At 72.1% G+C, this 24,821-nt stretch carries 23 protein-coding genes; 5 read left to right on the top strand and 18 right to left on the bottom strand.

What is annotated here, in order from left to right; genetic code table 11:
- Positions 1-8 precede the first annotated feature (8 nt).
- The 4 genes from Prubr_RS05215 to Prubr_RS05225 are packed head-to-tail and all read right to left on the bottom strand — an operon-like array spanning position 9 to position 3,835.
- Positions 9-848 (bottom strand): DODA-type extradiol aromatic ring-opening family dioxygenase, encoded by an 840-nt coding sequence (locus Prubr_RS05215; protein ID WP_212822154.1) that lies wholly within the window; start codon positions 846-848, stop codon positions 9-11.
- Positions 841-1,821, bottom strand: a complete 981-nt coding sequence (locus tag Prubr_RS05220; RefSeq protein WP_212822155.1) for a DODA-type extradiol aromatic ring-opening family dioxygenase — start codon at positions 1,819-1,821, stop codon at positions 841-843. Before Prubr_RS05220 ends, Prubr_RS05215 begins: the two co-directional genes overlap by 8 nt.
- On the bottom strand, positions 1,818-2,309 hold the full coding sequence (locus Prubr_RS36675) for a hypothetical protein (RefSeq protein WP_246568334.1): 492 nt from the start codon (positions 2,307-2,309) through the stop codon (positions 1,818-1,820). The genes Prubr_RS05220 and Prubr_RS36675 overlap by 4 nt, the downstream gene beginning before the upstream one ends.
- Complete coding sequence (locus Prubr_RS05225) at positions 2,285-3,835, bottom strand: hydantoinase B/oxoprolinase family protein (protein ID WP_246568336.1); 1,551 nt, start codon at positions 3,833-3,835, stop codon at positions 2,285-2,287. Before Prubr_RS05225 ends, Prubr_RS36675 begins: the two co-directional genes overlap by 25 nt.
- Positions 3,836-4,009: 174 nt before the next feature.
- Between Prubr_RS05225 and Prubr_RS05230 the strand changes: the two genes are divergently transcribed.
- Entirely contained in the window at positions 4,010-4,834 is an 825-nt protein-coding gene (locus Prubr_RS05230) for an IclR family transcriptional regulator (protein ID WP_212822156.1), read from the top strand.
- 5 nt (positions 4,835-4,839) lie between these two features.
- On the opposite strand, the gene Prubr_RS05235 is transcribed toward Prubr_RS05230, so the two are convergent.
- The 8 genes from Prubr_RS05235 to Prubr_RS05270 form a co-directional block, all read right to left on the bottom strand.
- On the bottom strand, positions 4,840-6,459 hold the full coding sequence (locus Prubr_RS05235; protein WP_212822157.1) for a thiamine pyrophosphate-binding protein: 1,620 nt from the start codon (positions 6,457-6,459) through the stop codon (positions 4,840-4,842).
- Positions 6,456-7,205, bottom strand: coding sequence for an enoyl-CoA hydratase/isomerase family protein (locus Prubr_RS05240; protein WP_246568338.1), 750 nt, complete (start codon positions 7,203-7,205; stop codon positions 6,456-6,458). Before Prubr_RS05240 ends, Prubr_RS05235 begins: the two co-directional genes overlap by 4 nt.
- Positions 7,202-8,560, bottom strand: coding sequence for an adenylosuccinate lyase (purB, locus tag Prubr_RS05245; RefSeq protein ID WP_212822159.1), 1,359 nt, complete (start codon positions 8,558-8,560; stop codon positions 7,202-7,204). Before purB ends, Prubr_RS05240 begins: the two co-directional genes overlap by 4 nt.
- Complete coding sequence (locus tag Prubr_RS05250; RefSeq protein WP_212822161.1) at positions 8,560-10,119, bottom strand: class I adenylate-forming enzyme family protein; 1,560 nt, start codon at positions 10,117-10,119, stop codon at positions 8,560-8,562. Before Prubr_RS05250 ends, purB begins: the two co-directional genes overlap by 1 nt.
- Positions 10,120-10,121: 2 nt before the next feature.
- Positions 10,122-12,131: a hydantoinase/oxoprolinase family protein gene (locus Prubr_RS05255; protein WP_212822163.1), complete on the bottom strand. Its 2,010-nt coding sequence runs from the start codon at positions 12,129-12,131 to the stop codon at positions 10,122-10,124.
- 90 nt (positions 12,132-12,221) lie between these two features.
- Complete coding sequence (locus Prubr_RS05260; RefSeq protein WP_212822165.1) at positions 12,222-13,052, bottom strand: ABC transporter permease; 831 nt, start codon at positions 13,050-13,052, stop codon at positions 12,222-12,224.
- On the bottom strand, positions 13,049-13,903 hold the full coding sequence (locus Prubr_RS05265; protein WP_212822173.1) for an ABC transporter ATP-binding protein: 855 nt from the start codon (positions 13,901-13,903) through the stop codon (positions 13,049-13,051). The genes Prubr_RS05260 and Prubr_RS05265 overlap by 4 nt, the downstream gene beginning before the upstream one ends.
- The gene (locus Prubr_RS05270) at positions 13,900-14,859 is read right to left on the bottom strand and encodes an ABC transporter substrate-binding protein (protein WP_212822175.1); all 960 of its coding nucleotides are present in this window, start codon (positions 14,857-14,859) and stop codon (positions 13,900-13,902) included. Before Prubr_RS05270 ends, Prubr_RS05265 begins: the two co-directional genes overlap by 4 nt.
- 311 nt (positions 14,860-15,170) lie before the next feature.
- On the opposite strand from Prubr_RS05270, the gene Prubr_RS05275 reads away from it, so the two are divergent.
- A complete protein-coding gene (locus tag Prubr_RS05275; RefSeq protein WP_246568340.1) occupies positions 15,171-15,962 on the top strand; it encodes a MaoC/PaaZ C-terminal domain-containing protein in 792 nt (263 codons plus the stop codon).
- Here Prubr_RS05275 and Prubr_RS05280 read toward each other — a convergent pair.
- The 3 genes from Prubr_RS05280 to aceA form a co-directional block, all read right to left on the bottom strand.
- Positions 15,954-17,192, bottom strand: coding sequence for an FAD-binding protein (locus Prubr_RS05280; RefSeq protein ID WP_212822179.1), 1,239 nt, complete (start codon positions 17,190-17,192; stop codon positions 15,954-15,956). The two genes, Prubr_RS05275 and Prubr_RS05280, sit on opposite strands and share 9 nt — an antisense overlap.
- Positions 17,193-17,345: 153 nt before the next feature.
- Positions 17,346-18,935, bottom strand: a complete 1,590-nt coding sequence (aceB, locus tag Prubr_RS05285) for a malate synthase A (protein WP_212822181.1) — start codon at positions 18,933-18,935, stop codon at positions 17,346-17,348.
- The gene (gene aceA / locus Prubr_RS05290) at positions 18,932-20,203 is read right to left on the bottom strand and encodes an isocitrate lyase (RefSeq protein ID WP_212822183.1); all 1,272 of its coding nucleotides are present in this window, start codon (positions 20,201-20,203) and stop codon (positions 18,932-18,934) included. Before aceA ends, aceB begins: the two co-directional genes overlap by 4 nt.
- A gap of 182 nt (positions 20,204-20,385) precedes the next feature.
- On the opposite strand from aceA, the gene Prubr_RS05295 reads away from it, so the two are divergent.
- Positions 20,386-21,783, top strand: a complete 1,398-nt coding sequence (locus Prubr_RS05295; RefSeq protein ID WP_212822185.1) for a short-chain fatty acyl-CoA regulator family protein — start codon at positions 20,386-20,388, stop codon at positions 21,781-21,783.
- A gap of 24 nt (positions 21,784-21,807) precedes the next feature.
- Here the strand turns inward: Prubr_RS05295 and Prubr_RS05300 are convergent, their stop codons facing one another.
- Positions 21,808-22,476 (bottom strand): response regulator transcription factor, encoded by a 669-nt coding sequence (locus Prubr_RS05300; protein WP_212822188.1) that lies wholly within the window; start codon positions 22,474-22,476, stop codon positions 21,808-21,810.
- Between the two features lie 236 nt (positions 22,477-22,712).
- On the opposite strand from Prubr_RS05300, the gene Prubr_RS05305 reads away from it, so the two are divergent.
- The gene (locus tag Prubr_RS05305; RefSeq protein ID WP_343221602.1) at positions 22,713-23,192 is read left to right on the top strand and encodes an NUDIX domain-containing protein; all 480 of its coding nucleotides are present in this window, start codon (positions 22,713-22,715) and stop codon (positions 23,190-23,192) included.
- A gap of 52 nt (positions 23,193-23,244) precedes the next feature.
- On the opposite strand, the gene Prubr_RS05310 is transcribed toward Prubr_RS05305, so the two are convergent.
- On the bottom strand, positions 23,245-23,757 hold the full coding sequence (locus Prubr_RS05310; RefSeq protein ID WP_246568341.1) for an acyl-CoA dehydrogenase family protein: 513 nt from the start codon (positions 23,755-23,757) through the stop codon (positions 23,245-23,247).
- On the opposite strand from Prubr_RS05310, the gene Prubr_RS05315 reads away from it, so the two are divergent.
- Entirely contained in the window at positions 23,683-23,928 is a 246-nt protein-coding gene (locus Prubr_RS05315; RefSeq protein ID WP_212822190.1) for a hypothetical protein, read from the top strand. The genes Prubr_RS05310 and Prubr_RS05315 overlap by 75 nt on opposite strands.
- A gap of 48 nt (positions 23,929-23,976) precedes the next feature.
- Here Prubr_RS05315 and Prubr_RS05320 read toward each other — a convergent pair whose 3' ends face one another.
- Positions 23,977-24,705, bottom strand: a complete 729-nt coding sequence (locus Prubr_RS05320) for a YqeB family protein (RefSeq protein WP_212822194.1) — start codon at positions 24,703-24,705, stop codon at positions 23,977-23,979.
- Positions 24,706-24,821: the final 116 nt, after the last annotated feature.

Raw genomic sequence — 24,821 nt, forward strand, 5'->3', positions numbered from 1 at the left:
GTTTCTCCTTACTGGTGGTCGGGCAGGTTCCAGGACAGGACGGCGGCGCCGGTGCCCCAGATCGGGCCGTACGCGTGCAGGTGGGCCGGGCCGGTGGTCGCCTCGGCACCGGCGGCGAAGGCGAGGGCGCGGAACTGGCTGTCGGCCTGTGCCTGCCGGGCGAAGTCCTCGCGTACGGCGAGTACCTCGTCGACCTTGCCGGCGGTGAGCAGGTCGAGGATCCGGGTGTTCCACTGGTCGTGGCCGGGTTCGCCGATGCGGTCCTGGTCGGGCTCGATCCACTGCTGGATAAGGCCGGAGGACATCCCGGTGACGACGACGACGGCGGCGCGCAGGCCGGCGTCACGGGCGGCGGCGGCGCCGGCCCGGCCGACGTCGGCGAGGGTGTCGGCGTCGGCGTAGAGGTTGCAGGAGACCTGGGCCCAGCGCAGTTTGCGGTCCGGGTCGAGCAGGGCGGAGGTGACGATCGTGCCGGTGTCGATCGGGAACCCGTCGTAGCGGGTCCGTCGGGCCTGCATCCCGCCGGCCTGCACCCGGTCGGCCCACCGTTCGGTGAAGTCGACGTCGAACCGCAGGTCGTAGTCGAGCAGGCCGTAGTCGTAGGCGTACCAGTTCTCGTCGACGTGCCCGCCGCGCGGGTTGGGGTCGCACTGGAACTGGTGGCCGAGGACGGTGAACCACTGGGTCGACAGCAGCAGCACGACGTCGGGTTCGAGGCGGCGCAGCCGGGCGCCGACGTCGCGGGCCGCGTCGGCCAGCGCCGACCAGCTCGGCGCGGGCTGCTCGGCGAGCAGGTGCGGCATGCCGGGCAGCAGCGCCCCGGCGACGATCCCGGTCCGGTCAGCCATGGTGGCTCCCCTCGGGCAGCCATTCCACGACCGCGTTGCCGGTGCCGATGATCGTGCCGTAGCCGAGCACGTCGCCGGCGACCTTGGGCCAGCCCATCGCGGCGAGCATCCAGGTGAGACTGCCGGCCTTGGTCTCCGAGGCGGTGGCCTCGATGTGTTCGGGGATGAGTTCGCGCAGCGGCGCGGTCGGTCCGCGCCGGATCGCCTCGAGCAGTTTCATGTCCCACCGGTACTGGTGGTTGTTGTACGGGTGTTCCCGTTCCATGTCCTCGGGCAGTTCGGGTTCCTCGTGCCAGTGCAGGTGCGACAGCGAGTTGGAGGCGAGCAGTACGGCGCGGCGGCCGGTGGCCTCGACGGCGCGGCGGGTGGCCTCGCCGAGGACCTCCATCTCCGACAGCGACGCGTCGGAGTAGAAGTACGGGTTGTTGTTGGCCGACAGCGACACCACCGGGATGTCCCAGGCCGGGTTGGCCAGGTGCAGCGCGCCGATGGTGGCGTAGTCGACGCGTACCCGGGGGTCGCGCAGCTTGCGGGTGACCAGGCCGAGCCCGCTGGCCTCGTCGGCGATCGCCTCGCCGAGTTCGACGTCGGTGCGGAAGTCGTACCGGTAGCGGAACAGGTGCGGGAAGATCGGTTCGACGGAGATGCCGCGCGGGTTCGGTACGCAGTTGACGTGGTGGCCGACCATCGTGATCCAGTGCGGGGCGTGGACGATGAGCACGTCCGGCTTGTGCACGTCGCGGATGCGGGCACGCAGCCGCTCGTACGCCCAGCGCAGCGTCTCCCAGCCGCCGGTGGAGCGGGGCTCGTTCTGTGGCGGGTTCTCGGCGTAGATCAGGTGTGGTGGGTGCGGGCTGAGGCAGCCGGCGACGATGCCGGGCCGGGTCGGTGCCGTCGCCGGCCGCTGGGCCCGCGGGGCGGTGGTGGTGCCGCCCCGGGCCGGCACCAGCGGCACCCGGAAGACCTTGCTCATGCCCCTCCTCCCCCGGCGAGCACCCGCACGTGGGAGCGGTCGTGTGCGGCCGTGCCGAGAATCTGCAGCCCGTCGTCGTCGAGGGCGAGTTCGTCCGCGGCCAGTGCCGCGTCGTGCCGGATCCAGGCCCGCAGCGGGGCCGGGTGTCCACCGTGGACCTCGACGAGGGTGTCCTCGGCGAGGCCGCTGCCGGGGGCGACGTACGCCAGCCGGCGCTGCCCGCGCTGCCCGGTGTAGGCGGGGTTGGCGGTGACGGTGGTCCGCAGCCACCGCCGCGCCTCCCGCAGCCGCTGCCGGGTGGCGGCGGTCGCGGCCGGGTCGACCTGTCCGGCCGGGTCGAGTTCGACGCCGTAGCGCTGCCGTGCGTCGTCGGCGCTCAGGTATTCCTGGGCCACGTCCCCGGCGACGTCTTCGGGTGCCCGCTCCAGCGGGTCGCCCCAGCCGCCGCCACCGGCGGATTCCATCACCAGTACGTCGCCTTCGCGCATCGGGAAGCCGGCGACCTTGCCGGGGTGGCGAAGTCGACGCGTTCGCCGTCCGGGCGCCGGAGGTGGGTGACGGTGGGTGCGCCGGGGCCGCCGTGCCGCAGCCCGTACGGCGGTACGGTGGTCCGGTCGGTCTGCACCGAGTACGCGCCGCCGCTGGCGAGCAGCCGGGTTTCCCGGCGGCTGCCGAGCCCGCCACGGCGTACGCCGTCGCCGCAGGATCCGGTGCGCAGCTCGCACGCCTCGACGAGGATCGGGATCTCGGTCTCCAGCCGTTCGACGGACTGGATGGTGGAGATGTCGCCGAGGTCGACGGGGTTCATCGCGCTGGGCCCGTCGGATTCGAGGAATCCGCCGTTGCCGCCGGCCGGGTAGTCGTAGTAGAGGTAGGGCCGTCCGGTGTGCTCGTCGACGCCGCCGATGAGGTTCTGGAAGGTGGTGCCGAACTGGTCGGCGGCGATGAGATCGGGCGCCACCTGGCTGAGGGCGGCCATGACGGCGGAGATGACCCGCTTGCGGACCTCGCTGTGCGCGTTGGCCGGGGCGGGATAGCTGACGTGCACGACGGTGCCGGGTTCGGTGTGCACCCGCAGCGGCCGGAAGGCGCCGTGGTTGACCAGACCGCCGGGGTCGAGGGCCGACTTGACGGCGATGAAGACGCCCGCGACGGTCATCGCCCGCGACGAGTTGACCACGGCGGCGACCTGGGTCGACGAGCCGCGGAAGTCGGCTTCGATCTCGTCGCCGTCGACGGTGAGCCGGCAGCGGACGATGGCGGCGTCGTAGCGGCCGTCGGTGTAGAGGTCGAGGTAGTCCTCGTAGCGGTAGGTGCCGTCCGGCAGGGCCCGGATCATGTCGCGCAGCCGCTGTTCGGTGCGGTCCATGTTGGCGGCGACGGATTCGAGGACGAGGCCGGTGCCGTGCCGGGCGACGAGTTCACGCAGCCGACGCTCGGCGGTGTGGCAGGCGGCGATGCTGGATTCGAGGTCGCCGCGGCGTTCGTCGGCCATCCGGACGTTGGCGAAGACGATGTCGAACGCGGCGCGGTTGGGCCGGCCCTCCTCGATCAGTTTGATCGGCGGGATCCGCAGACCCTCCTGGAGGATCTCGGTGGCCTGGCCGGAGACGCTGCCCGGGGTCATCCCGCCGATGTCGGCCCAGTGCATGCGTACGCAGGGGAAGAGGAAGAGCTTCCCGTCGACGAAGACCGGGCTGATCAGGGTGACGTCGTTGAGGTGGCTGCCGCCGCGGTAGGGGTCGTTGACGATGTAGAGGTCGCCGGGGCGCATCTCGTCGGCGAAGTCGGCGAAGATCTCGGCGACCGAGGCCGGCATGGCGATGACGTGGCCGGGCATGTCCCGCCCCTGGGCGACCATCTGCCCCTGCGGGTCGAACAGCGCGCAGGAGAAGTCCTGCGCGTCGGCGATCACCGGCGAGTGCGCCGTCCGGAAGATCGTCTGTCGCATCTCCCGGACGATCGAGATGAGACCTTCGGTGACGACTTCCAGGTCGATCGGGTTCACAGTCATGCGGATGCCTCACTGGTTTCCGGTTCGATCCCGGCGGCGGGAGAACGGGGTGGACCGCTCCTACTGGCCACCTCTTCGGGTGGACCGCTCGGGCTGACCACCTCTTCAGGTGGACCATAATGTGGTCCTAGAGTTATATTATGAAACCTAGCAACGGAGAGTTGAGGAAGCAAGATGCCGTACGCCACTGACGCCACCCCGGACGACGGGCCGGCCCCCCGCGAGTCGGGTACGCAGGCGCTGGACCGCGCGCTCAGCGTGCTGCTCGCCTTCCGCGGCACCGAGACCGAGCGCAAGGTCAGCGACGTCAGCCGCGAACTCGGCCTACACAAGTCGACCGCCAGCCGGCTGTTCCGGGCGCTGGCCGACGCCGGCTTCCTCCAGCGCAACGAGGAGAACGGGAACTACCGGCTCGGGGTCGCCGTCTTCGAACTCGGCGCGCGCTACCTCGCCGGCCTCGACCTGCACACCCTCGCCCGCCCGCTGGTGCACCGGCTGGCCGAGGAGGAGGGCGAGAGCGTCAACCTGTCGGTCCTGGAGGGCCTGGACGCGATCTCGATCCACGTCGTACAGGGCACCCGCAACCTGCAGCTCGTCTCCCGGCTCGGCCGGCGCATCCCGCTGTGGTGCAGCGCGGCCGGCAAGGCACTGCTGATCGACCAGGACGACGCCGCGCTGCGGGCCACCCTGGCCACCGCGCCGTTCACCGCCCTGACCGCCAACACGATCACCGATCTGGACACGTTCGTGTCCCGGATGGCAACCGTCCGGCAGCAGGGCTGGGCGCTCAACGACCAGGAGAGCGAGGAGGGCCTGCGGGTCGTCGCCGCACCGGTCCGCGACCGCCACGGCCGGGTCACCGCCGCGATCAGCGTCTCCGGCCCGATCTTCCGGGTCGACGGCGACCGGATGGCGGAACTCGCCGCCGCCGCGTGCCGGACCGCCGACGAACTGTCCCGCCAACTCGGCTACGGCTTCGGCGAGGCCTGGGGCGACTGAGCCGGTCAAAACTTCTCCTGCACCACGTCGGGGCGGACCTTCACGTGCAGCAGCGCCGGGCCGGTCAGCGGCAGCACCGCGTCGAAGGCCGCCCGCGCGCCCGCCTCGTCGGTGACCGTCCACGCCGGCACCCCGAGCGCGCGGGCCACGGCGGCGAGGTCCCGGTCCGGAAACCGGGCCAGGTCCGGGTCCACCCCGCGCGGGGCGAGCTTGCGCACCTCGGCGCCGTACGCGGCGTCGTCGAGGACCACCAGCAGGACCGGGGCACCGACCCGGGCCAGGGTGTCGAGTTCGCCGAGTCCGGTGAGCAGGCTGCCGTCGCCCTCGAAGGCGACCACCGGCCGGTCCGGGCGGCCCACGGCGGCGCCGACCGCGAACGGCAGCCCGACGCCGATGCTGCCGAACTCCCACGGCGCCACGAACGACCGGTCGGTGGCGGCCGAGTCGAGCAGCAGGTTGGGCCAGCCGCCGAAGTGACCGACACCGACGACGGTGGTCCGCTCCCGTGGCAGCCGTTCGGCGCAGATCCGGATGAACGCCCGCGGGTCGATCCGGTCCACCGTGGACCGGAGGTAGAGGTCGTCGAACGGGTCGGCCGTGGCGAGTTCGGCGGCCAGTTCCGGGCTGCGCCAGTACGGCCGTTCCACCGGTGCCAGCAGCGCCGACACCGCCCGTGCCGTCTCCCCCGCGTCGCCGACCACCCCGGCGGCCACCGGCCAGCGGGCGCCGATCGCGGCCGGGTCGACGTCCACGCTGACCACCGTCGCGTCCGCGAAGAGGACACCGTGGTCGGCGGTCCACCGGTTGAGGCCGGCTCCGAACGTGACCACCAGGTCCGCCCCGGCCAGTACCCGCCGGGTCGGCGGCCGGGACAGCCCGCCGGCCACCCCGAGGTCGTACGGGTGGCCGGTGAACAGGCCGGCGGCCATCAGCGTGGTGGCCAGCAGCGCGCCGCTGCGGTCGGCGAGTTCCCTGATCGCGTCGGCGGCCGGTTCGGCGCCCCGGCCGGCGAGCAGCACCGGACGGTCGGCCGTACGCAGCCGCTGCGCGAGCGCTTCGACGTCGGCGGGATCCGGCACGAGCGGGCACGGCGGGCGGGGCAGCACCGGCGGTGCCGCCTGTGTGCCCGCCGGCACGGACTCTTCCTGCAGGTCGATCGGCAGGTTCAGGACGACCGGGCCGGGCAGCTCGCGGGCCGCCCGGAACGCCAGCCCGACATCGCGTACGGCGGTTCCGGCGCCGGTGACCGGCACGAACCTGCCCGCCGTGGCCAGCGCGTACGGCTGCTGGTCGAAGCTCTGCACGTGCAACGGGTCGCCGGGCGGGGTGTCGCCGGCGATCAGCACCAGCGGGGTGCGGGCCTGCCGGGCGATGGTCAGCGCCGCCCCGGCGACCGCCAGCCCCGGCCCCTGGGTGACGGTGGCGACCGCGCACCGGCCGGTCGTGCGGGCGTACCCGTCGGCCATCATCACCGCGGCGTTCTCGTTGCGGGCCGCGACGAACCGTACGCCGTGCCGGTTCACCAGGTCGGCGACCAGGAACATGTTGGCGTCGCCGAGCAGGCCGAAGACGGTGTCGACGCCGTGCGCCACGACGGCGTCGGCGATCGCCTCGAAGACCCTCACCGGGCACCGCGGTCGAGGTAGTCGCCGGGCGGGCGCAGCGCGACGCTCAGCGCGCCGAGGTAGGAGTCGTTGGCGACCGCGTCGAACCGGGGGCCGGCCAGCCGGGCGGCCCGCTTGGTCATCGAGCGGCCGACCGCCGAGGTGGCGAGCAGCCGGTCGGTGATGCCGGTGACGGCGTCGGGTAGCCCGTCCGCGTCAACCACCCGGGTGACCAGGCGCAGGGCGAGCATGTCGGCGGGTTCGACCCGCTCGCCGAGCAGCAGCCAGCGCTTGGCCAGGTCGGCGCCGACCAGGTCGGCGAGGATCGCCATGCCGCTCCAGGTCAGCGGGATGCCGAAGGTCACCTCGGGAAAGGTGAAGTACGCGCTGTCGGCGGCCACCCGCAGGTCGCTGGCGAGCCCGAGTACGGCCCCCGAACCGATCGCCGGCCCGTTGAAGGCGGCGACCGTGGTCTGCTCCAGCCGGTACCAGCGTTCGACAAGTTCGGCGGTGCGGCGCTGGACGTACATGGTGGTCTCGGCGTCGAGGCCGGCCAGCTCACGCAGGTCGGTGCCGGCGCAGAACGCCGTATCCGCGCCGGTGAGCACCACCACCTCGACGTCGCGGTCCCGGCCGAGTTCGTGGAGCACGTCCTCGAAGCGGGCGAGCATCGCCAGGTCGAAGCTGTTGCGTTTGACCGGCCGGTTCAGCGTCACCCGGGCCAGCCGGCCGGAGCGGTGCAGCAGCACGGACTGTTCAGCGGTCACGGCGACTCCGAGTTCAGTAGGGCGCGGTCGACCAGCGCGGCGGCGTGGCCGACGTACGACAGCGGGTCGAGAAGCCCGGCCAGTTCGGTGCCGGGCAGGGCGGCGGCCACCTGCGGGTCGGCGCGCAGCACGTCGGCGAACGGCCGGTTCTGCTCCAGGCTGTCGCGGACGATCCGCATCACCAGGTGGTGGGCCTGCTCGCGGCCGAGCGGGCCGGCGAGGCGGAGCATGACCGCCTCGGAGAGCACCAGCCCGCCGGTGATGTCCAAATTGGACCGCATCCGGTCCGGGTTGACGCCGAGGTCGCCGAAGACCTCGACCAGCCGTTCCAGGGCGCCGCCGATGAGGATGAAGCACTCCGGCAGCAGCTTCCACAGGGTCATGCCGACGCCCATGTCGCGGTCGTCCTGGGCGACCATGGTCTGCAACGCCAGCGGCACCTGGGCGCGCAGCGTGCCGGCGGCGGCGATGACCGCCTCGCATCGGATCGGGTTGCGCTTGTGCGGCATGGTGCTGCTGCCGACCTGGGTGGCCCGCTGCGGCTCGTACGCCTCGCCGACCTCGGTACGGCCGAGAAAGTAGACCTCCCGGGCCAGTTTCTCGGCGCTGGCGGCGACCAGCCCGAGCACCATCAGGCACTCGGCGAACCGGTCCGAGGTGGCGTGCCACGGGGTGTCGGCGACGCCGAGGCCGAGTTCGTCGGCGACGGCGCGTTCGAGTGCGAACGCCTGCGGGCCGTAGCCGGCCATCGTGCCGGCGGCCCCGCCCATGCTCGTGACCAGCAGCCGGTCCCGCATCTGGGCCAGCCGGGACCGGTGCCGTTGCAGTTCGCTCTGCCACACCGCGCAGCGCAGCCCGAACGTGGTCGGCAGCGCCTGCTGGCCGTGGGTACGGGCCGGCATCGGGGTGGTGCGGTGCCGCAGCGCGAGCCGGCGCAGGATGCGTACCAACTCGTCGACCTGGCGTTGGACGATGTCCAGGCCGGCCCGGGCGCGCAGCACGAAGCCGGTGTCCATGACGTCCTGGGTGGTCGCGCCGAGGTGGACGTAGCGGCCGGCGTCGCCGGGGCAGGCGGCGGTCAGTGCCCGGACCAGCGGCACCAGCGGGTGCACGGTGTCGGCCGCGTCGGCGGCGAGGACCGCGGTGTCGAGGCGGTCGAGCCGGGCGGTCTCGGTGATCGCCCGGGCGGCGGCCGACGGGATGGTGCCGAGGCTCGCCTGGCCACGGGCCAGGGCCGCCTCGACGTCGAGCCAGGACTGCATGAGCTGCCGGTCGTTGAAGACGCCGCGCATCTCGGCGTTGCCGAAGAAGCTGGTGACGGTCAGCGAGTCCAGGAAACAGGAGCCGAGTTGCATCAGCGGTCCCCCTCACCGGTGAGCAGGCCGAGCGCGGCACGCCGGTCGACCTTTCCGGACGGCAGCAGCGGCAGGCCCGGAACCGTACGGATCAGCGTCGGCACCTTGTGCCGGGCCAGCCGGGTGGCGGCGACCCCGGCGAGCCGGTCGGGGTCCGGTTCGGTGCCGGTCGCGGCGACGACGAGCGCGCCGACCTCCTCGCCCCAGCGCGGCGACGGCACGCCGAGTACGCAGACCTGGGCGACGGCCGGATCGTGGAGCAGCGCGGCCTCCACCTCGGCCGGGCTGACGTTCTCACCGCCCCGGATGATCAGTTCCTTGACCCGGCCGGTGAGGGTGAAGATCCGGTCGACGCCGAGGGCGCCGAGGTCGCCGGTACGCAGCCAGCCGTCCTCGGTGATCGCCGCCCGGGTGGCTGCCGGGTCGTCGACGTAGCCGGCGGTCACCGAGTCACCGCGGACCAGCAGTTCGCCGGCCTGGCCGGCGGGCAGTTCGGTCCGGGTGCCGGGGGCGACCACGACGGCGGACAGCGCCGGCACGATCCGGCCGACGGTGCTGCCGGGCAGGCCGCAGGTTCCGTCGCCGGGGTCGACGCTGATCGTCGGTCCGGCCTCGGTCTGGCCGTAGATCACCGCGATCCGGTCCAGCCCGAGCACCCGGCGGGTGCGGGCCAGCAGGGCCGGGGCACAGGGGGCGCCGCCGAGGAACCCGACCCGCAGCGACGACAGGTCGTACCGGTCCGGGTCGGCCTCGACCCGGTCGGCGAGCATGGTCGCCATCGTCGGTACGGCCTGCAGCACGGTGCACCGGTGCCGGGCGATCTGTGCCAGCACCGGTTCGGACCGGAACCTGCGGGCCGACACCCACAGTGCCCCGCTGACCAGGGCGAGTACGGCGCCGCTGCCGAGGCCGGCGGCGTGGGCCAGCGGCAGCGGCGAGGCGATCCGGTCGTCGGCGCCGAGCCGGGCGGCGGCGGCCGTCCACTCCGCGTTGGTGATCAGGTTGCGGGCGCTGAGCGAGACCATCTTCGCCGGGCCGGTGGAGCCCGAGGTGAACTGGATGTTCAGCGCGGCGTCCGGGTGCCCGGTCGGGGCCGGGGCCGGGTCGGTCCAGCCGGGCAGCCCGGCCAGGTCGTCGCCGTACGCGTGCCAGCCGTCCGGGCGGGCGTCGGCCGGCAGCCCGGCGACGGCCTGCGCGGCGGTGGTCCGACCGTCGCGGTCGCGGACCCGGTCGGCGACGAAGAGCCGGCGCGGGCGGCTGCGGGCCAGGGCCGTGGTCAGTTCCGGGGTGGTCAGGCCGGGGTGCAGGGTCACCAGGGCGGCGCCCCGCCAGGCCGCGGCGGCGAGCAGGACCAGCCAGCCGGGGCCGTTCTCGGCCCACACCGCGATCCGGTCGCCCCGGCCGACGCCGAGCGCGGCGAGCACGGCCGCGCCCCGGCCGGCGAGCTCGGCGAACTCGCCGGCCGACACCGGCCGGCCGTCGTCGAACACGTAGAGGGGCCGGTCCGGATGCCGGGCGGCACGGTCCAGGACGGTGGCGTCGAGAGCGGGTGGGATCACGGTCACTCCCGGACGAGCAGCAGGTTCCCGTGGTCGTCGACGGTGGCGGTCCAGCCGGCGCCGACAACGGTGGTGCTGCCGTTCTCCCGTACGACGGCCGGGCCGGGCACCGTACGGCCGGGGGCCAGTTCGGTACGCCGCCAGACGGTGGCGTCGACCCAACCGGCCGCACCGTAGATCCGGGTCCGGTCGGGCTCGGGCGAGCCGCCGGTCGGGGCGGTGAACCGTACGGCGGGTCGGGGGCCGAAAGCGGTCAGCCGGCAGTTGACGATCTCGGCCGGGTGCCCGGAGCGGGCGTACGCGTACCGCTCGGCGTAGGCGGCGTGGAACGCCGCCACCAGGTCCTCGGCGGTCGCCGGCACGTCGTCGACGGGTACGGCGAGGTCGAAGCTCTGGCCCCGGAACCGCATCCCGACCGACAGCCCGAACGTGACCTGGTCGGGTTCGACGCCGTCCTCGGCCTTGAGCTGGGCCCGGGCCACGTCGCGCAGTTCGGCGACGACGGCGCGTACGGCGGACAGCCCGGTCTCGTCGGCCGGCACCAGGACGGTACGGACGTAGTCGTGCCGGGCCTGGGCGGTGACGAAGCCGAGCGCGGAGAAGTTGCCGGGGACCGGTGGCACCAGCACCCGGCGGATGCCGAGTTCGTCGGCGAGGGCGGTGGCGTGCATCGGGCCGGCGCCGCCGAACGGCATCAGCACGAAGTCGCGGGGGTCGTGACCGCAGGCGACCGAGATCTCCTTGATCGCGCTGGTCATCTTGATCGTGGCGATCCGGAGGATGCCGTGCGCGAGTTCCAGGTCGTCGAGGCCGAACTCGGTGGCGAGCCGGCCGACGGCGGCGCGGGCGGCGTCGACGTCAAGGCGTACCTCGCCGCCGAGGCTCTCCTGCGGGTCGAGGTGGCCGACGACGACGTGCGCGTCGGTGGTGGTCGGCTCGGTTCCGCCGCGGCCGTACGCGGCCGGGCCGGGGGTCGAGCCGGCGCTGCGTGGGCCGATCCGCAGTTCGCCGCCGAGGTCCCGCCAGGCGATCGAGCCACCGCCGGCGCCGATCGTGTTGATCTCGACCTGGAAGGTGCGGTTCGGGTATCCGGCGATCTTCCCGTCGTTGGTCATCAACGGGGCGCCGTTCTTGATCAGGCAGACGTCGGTGCTGGTGCCGCCGATGTCGCAGGTGATCACGTTCGGATAGCCGGCCAGGCCGGCGACGTGGACGCTGGCGGCGACCCCGCCGGCCGGACCGGACAGGGCCAGGTTGATCGGCAGCCGGCCGGCCTCGTCGGTGGAGACGACCCCGCCACTGCTCGTCATGATCGACAGCGGCTGGGCGTAGCCGCCTTCGGCGAGCGCCGTACCGAGCCCGCGCAGGTAGTCGGCGACCGTCGAGCGGACGCTGGCGTTGAGCACGGTGGTCGCGAACCGCTCGTACTCGCCCTGCTCCGGCACCACGTCCGAGGAGATCGTGCAGACCAGGCCCGGGTAGCGCTCGGCGAGCCGGGACGCGGCCGCCCGCTCGTGCGCCGGGTTGCGGTACGAGTGCAGCAGGCAGACGGCGACGGCCTTCGGCCCGGCGGCGGCCACCCGGTCCAGTACGGCGTCGAGGTCGTCGGCGTCGAGCGCCCGGACCACGCTGCCGTCGGCGCCGATCCGCTCCCGCAGCACGTGCCGCAGCCGGCGCGGGGCCAGCGGCGGCCGGGCCGTCTCCTTGACGCTGTAGAGCTGCGGCCGGTGCCCCAGCCCCATCTCCAGCACGTCGCGGAAGCCCTCGGTGGCGACCACGCTGACCGGCTCGCCGGAACCTTCGAGCAGCGCGTTGGTGACCCGGGTGGTGCCGTGGACGAAGCGGTCGACCGCGTCGAGGCGTACGCCGAGCTTGGCCAGGCCCTCGAAGATGGCCGCGGCCGGGTCGGCCGGGGTGGACAGGGTCTTGGCCTCGGCGAGCCGGGCGGTGGCCGGCTCGTACACGATGACGTCGGTGAAGGTGCCACCGATGTCGACGCCGATGCACAGCATGGCGAGCCTTTCGGTAGTGGTGGGCGCGCTGTCGCGGGCGGTCGTCGCCGGCGCCGTCGCCGGAGGTTGTCCGGCGACGGCGCCGGCCGGCTAGAAGTTGACGCCGTAGCGGCGCAGGGACTTGCTGGTGACGACCCGCAGGATCCAGTCGAAGAGGTAGCCGAGCAGGCCGAGGGCGATGATGCCGACGAAGACCCACTCGGTCTTGGCGTAGTTGCGGGCGGTCCAGATCAGCGATCCGAGGCCGCTCTGCGCCGCCACGATCTCGGCGGAGACGATCGTCAGGAACGAGTTGCCCATGGCGAGCCGGGCTCCGGTCACCACGTGCGGCACGGTCGACGGCAGCACCACCGAGACCAGGGTGCGGACCGGATTGGCACCGAGCGCCCGGGCCGCCCGCAGCCGGAGTTCGTCGACCGACAGGACCCCCGCCAGGGTGTTGAGCGCGACGATGAAGACGGTCGTGTAGAAGATCAGCGCGACCTTCGACGCCTCGCCCGGGCCGAGCCAGATGATCGCCAGCGTGACGAAGGCGATCGGCGGCACGAACCGGAAGAACTGGATGTACGGGTCGAGCATCAGCCGCAGCCACGGCACGCAGCCCATCAGCAGCCCGACCGGTACGCCGATCACGACGCCGAGCGCCCAGCCGGTCAGGATCCGGGTCGACGAGGCGCTGATCGAACTCCACAGCGTGCCGTCTTGGACCAGTTCGACCGCGCCCTGCCAGGTGAGCATCGGCGAGGGCAGGAAGAAGGCGGTGTAGTTGCGGCTGACCAGGTCCCAGATGGCGATGCCGAGCAGCACCGACAGGACCGACAGCCCGACCCGGGTGAGCCGGGGGCGGCTCTTGCCTCGACGGGTCGGACCGGGCGCGGCCGGGCGGGCCTTCTCCGGAGCGGTGGGTGCGTCCACGGTCATCGCAGAGCCTTCCTGTCCCGGCCGTTCGACCCGTCGTGCCCGTCGCCCGTCCGGCCGTCGTGCCCGTCGTCGAGGCCCTGGGCCCGCAGCGTCCGGGCGACCTCGGCGCCGATGTCCTCGCGCAGCTGGCGGAAGAGCGCGGCGCTCGCCGGGTCGGTCAGGTCACGGGGCCGGGGCAGGTCGCACGGGTAGACGTTCTTGATCGCCGCCGAGGGGCCGGCGGTCATCGTGACGATGCGGTCGCCGAGCAGGATCGCCTCGCCGATGTCGTGCGTGACGAACACGATCGTGGCCCCGGTCTCCCGCCAGATCCGGTCGAGTTCGACCTGCATCACCAGCCGGGTCTGCGCGTCGAGCGCGCCGAACGGCTCGTCCATCAGCACCACCGACGGCTCGTTGGCCAGCACCCGGGCGAGTTGCGCCCGCTGGCGCATGCCGCCGGAGAGTTGTCCGGGGAACCGGTCGGCGCTGTGGCTGAGCCCGACCATGGTCAGGTAGCGGTCGACGGCGGTGGCCCGCTGCGCCTTGCCGACGCCGCGCATCCGCGGCCCGAACTCGACGTTCTGCCGTACGGTCAGCCAGGGGAACAGGGCCTCGGCGCTCTGGAACACCACGCCGCGCGACACGTCGGGTGCGGTGACCCGCGCCCCCGCGCAGGTCACCTCCCCGCCGACCGGCTTGACGAAGCCGGCGATCGCGTTGAGCAGCGTCGACTTGCCGCAGCCGCTCGGGCCGAGCAGGCAGACGAACTCCCCGGCAGCGATGTCCAGGTTCGCCTGGCGGACCGCCACGAAGTCGCCGAACCGGATGTCGACGTCGCGGACGGACACCGGGGAGCCGGAGCCGGTCACGCCACTCCCCTGACCATGACGGTCGCCGCGTCGGCCTTCTGGGTCACGATCCCGCTGTCCTGCTGGAACTGGGCGATCTCGTCGTAGCGCCGGATGTCGTCGTCGGTGAAGTCACGGACCTGGCACTGGACGCCCTCCAGGAGGGTCTGCGCCTCGGCCGCCGGCACCTTGATCGCGGTCTCGGTCACCGTGCCGGCCTTCGCCGGGTCGGCGGTGAGCTGCTCGCACGCCTGGGCGATGGTGTCGACGACCTTCTTGGCCGTCTCCTTGTTGGCCTCGTACCAGGCGCCGTCGACGCCGATCACCAGGTTGTAGACGTAGCCGATGTCGCCGCTGGTCAGCAGCACCGTGCCGCCGTTGGCGACGCCCCGCGACGGCCACGGCTCCCACATGATGTAGCCGTCGACGTCGCCGCGCTGCAGCAGCGCCGGCATCTCGGCGGGCGAGGCGTTGACGAACTCGACGGAGTCCCGGCTGATGCCGCGGCTGTCGAGCACCTTGTTGGTGGCGTACTCGTTCACGGTGCCCGGCACGACGCCGTACTTCTTGATGCCGGCGACGTCGCTGATGCCCGAGCGGGCGACGAGCTTGATGAAGCTCGGCGACTGGGAGAAGACCGCGAGGCCCTTGATGTCGCCCCGGGTGGCCCGGTTGAGCAGGCTCGACTCGGTGCTGGCGGTCACCTGGCCCTGCTTGGCCAGGATGGCGTCGAGCCCGCCGGTGCCCTCCTGGTACTGGGTCACGGTCACGTCGAGGCCGGCCTGCTCGAAGAGGTTGTCCTGGTCGGCCAGGTAGATCGGCGAGTACGCCGGGTCGACGCCGACGCCGAAGTTGACGGCAACGGAGGTCGTGGCGTCGCCGCCGGACTCTCCGGGCGACTGGTTCTCGGAACACGCCGCGACGGCGACGGTCATCAGCAGGGCTGCGGCCGCGGCCCGCAAAGCTCGCATTCTCATGGCTACCCCAGACTTGCGCGGCTCATATTGTGGTCTTGGTTGCTTAATATGGGACGCTACTGCGATGCAGTTAACAGGTCAAGACCACAACGGCTCCACCTCTAGATACAGAGAGTAGGCAGACTCCGGTGGACCTCCCATCTCACTGACGGTGCGCCGAGGAGGTAACAACCATGAAGTACCTGAACAAGCCGCTTGGCGCGGGAGATCCGGATTCGGATCCCCCTTCCGTGTCAGACGAGCCGATTACCGAACGTGTCCATGGGGCGGCCCAGACTCCACTCTCTTCACGAGACTGTTACGCACGGACGGTGACCGAACGCGGCTGGACCGCCAGCGACGCGATCCTCTACGCCCTCGGCGTCGGCGCCGGACAGACCGACCCCACCGACGAACTCCGGTTCACCACCGAGAACTCCGCCGGCCGCCCGCACGCCGTCCTGCCGACCTTCGCCACCCTGCTCGCCGCCGACCCGCCGTACCTCGGCGAGCCGGCCGCCGTCCGGCACGCCGGGGAGACCCTGACCCTGCACCGGCCGATCCCGCCCGCCGGCCGGGCCCGCACCACCGCCACGGTCACCGGCGTGTACGACCAGACCAGCGGCGCCCTGCTGCACCACCGGTCCGAGATCCACGACGCCGACGGCGACCCGCTCGCCACCGTCGAGCGGGCCATGTTCGTCATCGGCGCCGGCGGCTTCGGCGGCCACCGCGCCCCGGTCGCCGACTGGAAACGGCCGACCGAACACCCCGACCACACCGTTAGCCACCCGATCCGCCCCGACCAGGCGCTGCTCTACCGGCTCAACGGCGACCGCAACCCGCTGCACTCCGATCCCGCGGTGGCCGCCCGCGCCGGACTTCCCCGCCCCGTCCTGCATGGGCTGTGCACGTACGGCTTCGCCGGCCGGACCCTGCTGCACACCGTCGCCGGCGGTGACCCCGAGCGGGTACGGCGGATCAGCGCCCGGTTCAGCGCACCACTGTTCCCCGGTGACACCCTCACCGTGCTGGTGTGGCGGCGCCCGGCCGGCGCGCTGTTCCAGGCGGTCGACGGCCGGGGCCGGCCGGTCCTCGACCGGGGCGTGCTGGACCTACGCTGACCCGAGCACCCGGTCGAGGAAGGCGTTGCCGAACTTGCCGGCCGGGTCGACCCGGTCGCGCAGCCGGGCGAAGTCGTCGAGCCGTGGATACACCGCCCGCACCGCCGCACCGGTCGCGACGAAGCACTTGCCCCAGTGCGGGCGGGCGCCGAGCGGCAGGAGCGCGTCCTCGATCGCCGGCAGCAGGGCGTACACGGCGGGGGTGTCGCGTACCCAGGTGAAGTGCAGGGCGACGGCGTCGGTGCCGTACGCGCCGCTCAGCCAGAGCCGGTCGGCGGCGACCGTACGGATCTCGCCGACCTGGAGGACCGGCGCGAGCCGGGGGCCGAGCCGGCGCAGTTCGGTGATGGCGGCTGCGGCGTGCCGCCTCGGCACCAGGTATTCGCTCTGGAGTTCCTCGCCCCGGCTGGGGGTGAACGCCATCCGGAAGTGCGGCAGCCGCTCGTGCCACGGGCCGGGCACGCCGTGCTGACCGGTGACGGCCGCGACGTCGGCGCCGGCCAGCATGTGCCGGGTGGCGTCGGCGCGGGGCGCGCCGAGGAAGTCCGCCGGTGGTTCGCCGGCGCGGCTCTTGTGCCAGACCTGGTCGACCCGGTCGCCGACCCAGTCGGTGAAGAGGCTGACGCTGTACGCCCCGGCGGTGACCGCGTCGAGGTCGGTGAGCACGGCGTCCCACGACAGTCCGGTGTAGACCGTCTGGCGCACGTCGTACGCCGGCTCGATGTCGAGGGTCAGCCGGACCACGATGCCCAGCGCGCCGAGGGCGACGACGCTGCCGTCGAAGTCCGGGTCGGTCCGGGTGAGCCGCCGGATCGCGCCGTCCGGTCCGACGATCTCGACGGCGACGACGGCGGTGGCCAGCGAACCGTTGCGGTCGCCGGAGCCGTGCGTGCCGGTGGCCACCGCCCCGGCGACCGAGATGTGCGGCAGGGAGGCGAGGTTGGCCAGCGCCCAGCCCTTGGCGTGCAGCGCCTCGGCGACCTCGCCGTACCGGGCGCCGCCACCGACGGTGACCTGCCGGCGGTCCGGGTCGATCTCGACGTCGGCCGGCAGTCCGGCGAGCGACACCAGCAGGCCGGCGCTGTCGCCGATGTCGGTGAACGAGTGCCGGGAGCCGAGCGCCCGTACCCGGTCCTCGCGGGCCACGACGTCGCGCAGTTCGTCCACGGATGCCGGCTCGCACACCCCGACCGCCCGGTAGCTGTGGTTACCGGCCCAGTTCGTCTCCATGGGTAGAGGCTAGGGCCGGGCGGGCCGGCCGCGCTGGCCCCGTCTCCCGGCCTCCCGGATCCGGCTGTCTGTCCCGGGCCCGGCTGCCTGTCGTGGCCCACAGCGAGTTCGCGGTACGTACGCCGGATTCGCTGTGGGCGCCGACAGCGACACCTACGTCGACTCGACCAGGTGCCGGGCGTAGGCGTCGGTGGTGAAGAACGCCGGCAGGTCCTCGGCGAGGGCGTTCTGGTCGAAGACCGCCGCCGCGGCGAGGGCCCGCTCCCGGTCGGCGCCGGTACGCCCCTGCGCCAGCTTCGCCGACTCCTCGGCGACCAGCGACCGCACCAGGTCGGCGGTGACCACGCCGCCGTCGGCGAGCGGCGTGCCGTGGGTCTGCCACTGCCACACCTGGCAACGGGCGATCTCGGCGGTGGCGGCGTCCTCCATCAGGTCGAAGATGGCGACCGCGCCCGTACCGGCGACCCAGGCGTCGAAGTAGCGCAGGGCGACGGCGATGTTGGACCGTACTCCGGCCAGCGAGACCTGGCCGGGGGTCTTGTCGACGGCGAGCAGGTCGGCGGCGGTGACGAACACGTCGTCGCGGAGCCGGTCGACCTGGTTGGGCCGGTCCGCCAGCACGGCGTCGAAGACCTCGCGGCAGACCGGGACGAGGCCGGGGTGGGCCACCCAGGAGCCGTCGAAGCCGTCGCCGGCCTCGCGTTCCTTGTCGGCCCGGACCTTGGCGAGGGCGACCTTGTTGACCTCGGGGTCCCTGCTGGGGATGAAGGCGGCCATCCCGCCGATCGCGTGCGCGCCACGCTTGTGGCAGGTCCGCACCAGCAGTTCGGTGTACGCCCGCATGAACGGCACGGTCATCGTCACGTCAGCGCGGTCCGGCAGGACGAAGTCCGGCCACTGCCCGAAGTTCTTGATGACGCTGAAGATGTAGTCCCACCGGCCGGCGTTGAGTCCGGCGGAGTGCTCCCGCAACTCGTACAGGATCTCCTCCATCTCGAACGCGGCCGTGATGGTCTCGATCAGCGTGGTGGCGCGGATGGTGCCCTGCGGGATGCCGAGGTAGTGCTGGGCGAAGACGAAGACGTCGTTCCACAGCCGGGCCTCGCGGTGGCTCTCCAGTTTGGGCAGGTAGAAGTACGGCCCGCGGCCGGCGTCGAGCTGCCGCCGCGCGCAGTGGAAGAGGTAGAGCCCGAAGTCGACCAGGCTGGCCGAGACGGGGCGGCCGTCGATGACGATGTGCTTCTCGACCAGGTGCCAGCCGCGCGGCCGGACGACGATGGTGGCCGGGTCGTCGGACAGGACGTACCGCTTGCCCTGCGGGCTGGTGAAGTCGATCCGCCGGTCGAGGGCGTCGATCAGGTTGAGCTGGCCGTTGACGACGTTGTGCCAGGTCGGGGCGGTGGCGTCCTCGAAGTCGGCGAGCCACACCCTGGCCCCGGAGTTCAGGGCGTTGACGGTCATCTTCCGGTCGGTCGGGCCGGTGATCTCCACCCGGCGGTCGACGAGTCCGGGTGCCGGCGGCGCCACCCGCCAGGTCGGGTCGGCGCGGACGGCGGCGGTCTCGGGCAGGAAGTCGGGCAGCTGGCCGGCGGCGTACCGGGCCCGGCGGGCCCGCCGGGTGTCCAGCAGTGCCACCCGACGGGCGGCGAACTCCCGGTCGAGGGCGACCAGGAACTCCAGCGCGTGCGGGGTGAGGACCTCTTCGAACCGGTCGCCCATCGGGCCGGTGACCTGGACTGTCATGAGAACTGCTCCTCTTCGGTCGAACCCCGCAGCGCGGTCGTCTCGGCGGCGGGGTTGAGCACGGTGCTGATCAGGTCGAAGTAGCCGGTGCCGACCTCACGCTGGTGCTTCACCGCGGTGTAGCCGGCGTCCTCGGCGGCGAACTCCTTCTCCTGCAGCGAGACGTACGCCGGCATGCCGTCGGTGGCGTAGCCGCGGGCCAGGTCGAACATCGAGTAGTTCAGGGCGTGGAAGCCGGCCAGGGTGATGAACTGGAACTTGTAGCCCATGTGCCCGAGTTCGCGCTGGAACTTGGCGATGGTGGCGTCGTCGAGGTGCTTGCGCCAGTTGAACGACGGCGAGCAGTTGTAGGCCAGCAACTGGTCCGGGTGTTCCGCCTTGATCGCCTCGGCGAACCGGCGGGCCACCTCCAGGTCCGGGGTGCTGGTCTCCATCCAGAGCAGGTCGGCGTACGGCGCGTAGGCGAGGCCGCGGGCGATGCACGGCTCGACGCCGTTGCGGACCCGGTAGAAGCCCTCGGCGGTCCGCTCGCCGGTGGTGAACGGCCGGTCCCGCTCGTCGACGTCGGTGGTGATCAGGGTGGCGGCCTGCGCGTCGGTCCGGGCGACGATCACCGACGGTACCCCGGCGACGTCGGCGGCGAGCCGGGCGGCGTTGAGGGTCCGCACGTGCTGGCCGGTCGGGATGAGCACCTTGCCGCCGAGGTGGCCGCACTTCTTCTCGGAGGCGAGCTGGTCCTCCCAGTGCACGCCCGCCGCGCCGGCCGCGATCATCGCGGTCATCAGCTCGTACGCGTTGAGTACGCCGCCGAACCCGGCCTCGGCGTCGGCGACGATCGGGGCGAGCCAGTCGTGGTCGGTCGGGGTGCCCTCGGCGGTGGTGATCTGGGCGGCGCGCAGCAGCGCGTTGTTGATCCGGCGGACCACGGCGGGCACCGAGTTGGCCGGGTAGAGGCTCTGGTCGGGGTAGGTGTGGCCGGACAGGTTGGCGTCGGCGGCGACCTGCCAGCCGGACAGGTAGATGGCTTTGAGGCCGGCGCGGACCATCTGCACGGCCTGGTTGCCGGTGAGGGCGCCGAGGGCGTGGACGTAGTCTTCCTCGTGCAGCAGTTGCCACAGGCGCTGCGCGCCGCGCCGGGCGAGCGTGTGCTCCTCCTGGATCGCCCCGCGCAGCCGTACGACGTCCTCGGCGCGGTAGCTGCGCTCGACGCCCTGCCACCGGGCCTGGGTGGCCCACTCGGTCCGCAACTGCTCTGCCGCTGTGCTCATGGGTCTCTCCTTCGGCTTGCCGGAAACGGGGTGTCCACACCATGGCACCGGGCGGATCATCGGGTCGAGATACGGAATCAGCCAATTATTGAAAACTGGAAAGCGCTTTTTGCCAACTTGCGAAAGAGCCTTTTAGCAGAGGTGTTAATGTGTCGGGATCCCGCCGCCGGAGAGGAGTCGCGATGACCAAGACGTTCGCCGGCGCCCGGCTGCGTCGGCTGCGCGAGGACCGGGGCATCAGCCAGATCGAACTGGCCCGGCAGCTCGCCATCTCGCCCAGCTACCTCAACCAGATCGAGCACGACACCCGCCCGCTGACCGTGGCCGTACTGATGCGGATCACCGAGGTCTTCGGCATCGACACCGCGTTCTTCGCCCCGCACGACGGGCCGCGGCTGGTGGCCAACCTGCGGGAGGCGCTCGGCGCCCGGGCCACCGTCCCCGACCTGACCGAGCTGGCCAACCGGCTGCCCGAGGTGGCCGAGGCCGTGATCGACCTGCACCGCCGCTACCAGCAGGTCAACGAACAGCTCACCGAGTTGGTCGGCGACCGCGACATGGTCGGCGGCCGCAGCCCGCACGACCAGGTCATCGACTTCTTCTACCGGCGGCAGAACTACGTGCCGGAGCTGGACGAGGCGGCCGAGGAGTTGGCCGGGACCATCGGCGTACGACGTGGTGAGGCGCGGTCGGCGCTGCGGGACCGGCTGGCCGACCGGCACGGCATCCGGATTGTCCGGCAGGACACCGACGCGCTCGCCGGCGACCTGCACCGCTACCGGCCGCAGACCCGCACCCTGCACCTGTCGACGTCGCTGCGGGCGGGGCAGGAGGCGATCCGGATGGGCGCCCAGATCGCACTTCTCGAATACACCGACATCATTGACGAGATCATCGAGCAGGAACGGTTCGAGGACGTACAGACGCAGATTCTCATGCGGGTCGGATTGGCCAACTACTTCGCGGCGGCGGTGATTCTGCCGTATCAGCGGTTCCTCACGGCGGCGGAGGATATGCGTTACGACATCGACCTGTTGACCAACCATTTCGCGATGGGTTGGGAGAGTGTCTGCCACCGGTTGAGCACGCTCCAGCGCCCGAAGGCGCGCGGTGTGCCGTTCTCGTTCGTCCGGGTCGACCGCGCCGGCAACATGTCCAAGCGCCAGTCCGCGACCGGCTTCCCGTTCTCCCGCTCGGGCGGCACGTGTCCACTGTGGAATGTGTACGAGGCGTTCAGCGCCCCGGGCCGGGTGATGGCCCAGGTCGCGGCGATGCCGGACGGGCAGCGTTACCTGTGGATCGCCCGTACCGTCATCCGGCACCACGGCGGCTACGGTCAGCCCGGCAAGGTCTTCGCCATCGGGCTGGGCTGCGAGACCCGGCACGCCGGCCGGCTGGTCTACTCCGCCGGCATGGACCTGCACGCGACCGAGGCCGCGACGCCGATCGGCCCCGGCTGCAAGACCTGCGAACGGATGACCTGCCCGCAACGGGCCGCCGCCCCGATCAGCCGCCGCCTCGACCTCGACGAGAACCGCAGCACCTTCATCCCGTATCCGCTGAAGGACCGGACCGGCTGACGGGACCCCGGTCGAGGCGCCGGGTCAGCCCCGGGCGTCGTGGACGAGGATGGCGACCTGCACCCGGTTGGCGCAGTCCATCTTGGTCAGCACCCGGGACACGTACGCCTTCACGGTGGCGACGCTCATGAACAGCTCGACGCTGATCTCGGCGTTGGACAGGCCCTGCCCGACCGCCTCGGCGACCTCGCGCTCCCGTTCGGTGAGGCGGCCCAACATGCTCCGGGCCCGCTCCACCCGGTCGATCCGGTCGCCGCGGTCCTCGTCGCGCACCACGTGTTCGATCAGCCTGCCGACCACCGACGGCGACAGCATCGACTCGCCCCCGGCGACCCGGCGCACCGCGTCGATGATCTCCAGCGGTGGGGTGTCCTTGAGCAGGAAGCCGCTGGCCCCGGCCCGCAGTGCGCGGAGAATGTGGTCGTCGGTGTCGAACGTGGTGAGCACGATGACCGCCGGGGCACCCGCGACCGTACGCAGCGCCTCGGTGGCGGCCAGGCCGTCCATGCCGGGCATCCGGATGTCCATCATTACGACGTCCGGCCGCAGCCGCGCAACGGCGTCCAGCGCCCCGGCGCCGTCGGCCGACTCCCCCACCACCTCGATGTCCCGGCCGGCGCCGAGCACCGTGGCCAGCCCGAGGCGGATCATGGACTCGTCGTCGACGAGGAGAACACGAATCACGCCCGTCACAGTAGCCAGCCGGGTAGGAGAGGGCACGCTCACCGCCGTACGAGGCCACCCGCACACGCCCACGTGGCAAACCTGCGTGAAGGCGTTCTGGCGGATCGCCGCCCGTGGTAACGGCCGTTGCCCGATGGGGCTTCAGTGAATCTCTCGCAATTGTTGATCTGTGGGAGACGGCCTCGCCCGGAGGAGTCTGGCAGAGGTGCGCACCTGGCCGTGACGGGCACGGGTAGCCTGCGGTGGTGACCGCTTCCAGCGACTACACCGCGACGCTTCCACGGAAGCGCATGGGCGCAGCCGTCCTGTTCACCGACGGAGCCGGGCGGGCGCTGCTTGTCGAGCCTGTTTACAAGGACTACTGGGAGATCGTCGGCGGGTGCGTCGACGAGAACGAGTCGCCGCGGCAGGCCGCGATACGCGAGGTGAAAGAGGAACTGGGCAAGACCGTTACGCCGGGACGGCTGCTGGTGGTCGACTGGGTGCCGCCCCGGCCGGGCCGCACCGAGGGCGTCATGTACGTCTACGACGGCGACACCCTGGACGAGCTGGGCATCGCCGACATCCACCTGCCGCCGGACGAACTTTCCAGCTGGGCCTGGTGCGACCAGAAGCAGATCGAGCAGCGCATGTCGGAACTGCTGGCACGGCGGGTGATCGCCGCTTTGCGGGCCAAGGCCGAGGGCACGACGTTCGAACTCGAGAACGGCTTCCACGTGCTGTGACGCACGGCTGACGGCGTGCCGCCCTCGTTGGGCTGGCACGCCGTCTACGTGTTCACGCAGCGTTACCGTTGCGTTCGGCGGCCGCGATGTCGGTCCGGATCGGCACCACCGGGGCGACCGGGTCAGCCACAAGGCTCATGCCGCCGGACCGGTAGAGGCTGTCGTGGATGCCATCGGCGTACAGCAGCCCGGTCAGGTCGGCGCGGGCCTTGGCGATCGGGTGGGCCCGCTGGAAACCGGCCGCGCCGATCAGCGGGGACAGGTCCGCGACGGCGCGCACGGCAGCGTCGACGCCGGCGGCCTTGCCAACCCGTGCCGCGAAGTCGGCGTGCGGGTGAGTCTCGGCGGCCAGGCGGCCGGCGGTGATGGTCGCGAGCAGCGCGGCGGTGATCTCGGCGTGGCTGCGGCCGAGCACCACCAGGGCGTTGTCACGAACCCTCGGCAGCACCCCGACCCTGGTCCTGGCCGCCACGGTGCCGGTTACCAGGGTATGCACCCCGGCAGCGGTGCCCAGCGCGGTCGCAGTGACCAGGGGCCGGAACCGGGCGAAGTGCCGCCGGAACACCCCCAGCCCGGCTCAGCTCGGCTGCTCGGCATCGCAGTTCAGTCGCTTGTCAAGTCCAACTCGAACGTCCTGTGCAACGCCGGTGGCCGTCGCCGGATCCAGGCGATGATCGACCAGCGCCTGAAGCAGATTGTCCTCGTACGCCTGAAGCCCCTCGACCCGACAACCTGACTTCCCGCCTGACCGCTCCAGGATCGAAGATCTGGCGGCTCGGTTCTGTTACACGGGCGCGGGGCCAACGAGAGGGCGCCAGTACTGCTGGGCGCCCTCGTCCCGGACGACGTAGTCGAGCTTCGCAATCGCGACGCGCAGATCACGTACCTCCTTGTGGGCCTTTTTCTTCAAGGCCGAGGCGCGGATCGCGAGCAGGTCGTGCACGGCGGGCGGCAGGTCGGCGGTGCCGAGATGCCAGGGGCGGTACAGGTCGGCGTACGGATCGGTGTCCCGCCACGGGTATCCGTGGCCGCGGAAGGCGCCGGCGATGACCGCCGGGGCGGCCTCGTGGGTCTCGTACAGCAGGTGGCGGGACTCGTGGTCGAGGACGACGACCTTGTCGCCGTCGACGAAGACGGCGGCCACGTCGGCACGGGGGATGATCCTCTTCTCCTCGCCCCGCTCGATCCCCAGTTCGGTGTCGCCGACCGTCAGCTTCAGCGACTCGGTCATCGTCGTGAGGGCGATCCCGGCCACCACCGCGAGCCAGATGGCCATGTTGACGGCGATCTCCCAGGGCCGGTCGATGCCGGCGAAGAGCCGGAAGACGAAGCCCATCGGCAGCCCGACCTCCCAGCTCAGCGCCCAGCGGGCGAGCGGAGGAAGGCCGAACCCGAGGGCCAGTACGAGGGCGGGCAACCCGGCGAAGAGGACGATCTTGTTGAGAAGTGGGACGCCGAGGTAGGTCTGCTTGTCGCCGGCCATGGGTTGCTTGCCGGTCTTGCGGGCGTCCATCGGTTCCCCTCCGCGTGACGGTGACGGGCCGGGCCGGGTCCGGCTCGCCCTGGCGACCACGCTAGGTGTCGGGGATCGTCGGCGGCCAGTCGCCGAAAGTCGATGATCCGGGCGGT

The organism is Polymorphospora rubra (assembly GCF_018324255.1).
Classification (GTDB): domain Bacteria; phylum Actinomycetota; class Actinomycetes; order Mycobacteriales; family Micromonosporaceae; genus Polymorphospora; species Polymorphospora rubra.

Coding starts and splice junctions, on each gene's coding strand:
- Prubr_RS05295 (WP_212822185.1), top strand. CDS start 20,386: ATGACCAAGACGTTCGCCGGCGCCCGGCTGCGTCGGCTGCGCGAGGAC.
- Prubr_RS05315 (WP_212822190.1), top strand. CDS start 23,683: ATGCACCCCGGCAGCGGTGCCCAGCGCGGTCGCAGTGACCAGGGGCCG.
- Prubr_RS05260 (WP_212822165.1), bottom strand. CDS start 13,052: ATGACCGTGGACGCACCCACCGCTCCGGAGAAGGCCCGCCCGGCCGCG.
- aceA (WP_212822183.1), bottom strand. CDS start 20,203: ATGAGCACAGCGGCAGAGCAGTTGCGGACCGAGTGGGCCACCCAGGCC.
- Prubr_RS05280 (WP_212822179.1), bottom strand. CDS start 17,192: ATGGAGACGAACTGGGCCGGTAACCACAGCTACCGGGCGGTCGGGGTG.
- Prubr_RS36675 (WP_246568334.1), bottom strand. CDS start 2,309: ATGCGCGAAGGCGACGTACTGGTGATGGAATCCGCCGGTGGCGGCGGC.
- Prubr_RS05230 (WP_212822156.1), top strand. CDS start 4,010: ATGCCGTACGCCACTGACGCCACCCCGGACGACGGGCCGGCCCCCCGC.
- Prubr_RS05225 (WP_246568336.1), bottom strand. CDS start 3,835: ATGACTGTGAACCCGATCGACCTGGAAGTCGTCACCGAAGGTCTCATC.
- Prubr_RS05220 (WP_212822155.1), bottom strand. CDS start 1,821: ATGAGCAAGGTCTTCCGGGTGCCGCTGGTGCCGGCCCGGGGCGGCACC.
- Prubr_RS05215 (WP_212822154.1), bottom strand. CDS start 848: ATGGCTGACCGGACCGGGATCGTCGCCGGGGCGCTGCTGCCCGGCATG.
- aceB (WP_212822181.1), bottom strand. CDS start 18,935: ATGACAGTCCAGGTCACCGGCCCGATGGGCGACCGGTTCGAAGAGGTC.
- Prubr_RS05270 (WP_212822175.1), bottom strand. CDS start 14,859: ATGAGAATGCGAGCTTTGCGGGCCGCGGCCGCAGCCCTGCTGATGACC.
- purB (WP_212822159.1), bottom strand. CDS start 8,560: ATGCAACTCGGCTCCTGTTTCCTGGACTCGCTGACCGTCACCAGCTTC.
- Prubr_RS05320 (WP_212822194.1), bottom strand. CDS start 24,705: ATGGACGCCCGCAAGACCGGCAAGCAACCCATGGCCGGCGACAAGCAG.
- Prubr_RS05255 (WP_212822163.1), bottom strand. CDS start 12,131: ATGCTGTGCATCGGCGTCGACATCGGTGGCACCTTCACCGACGTCATC.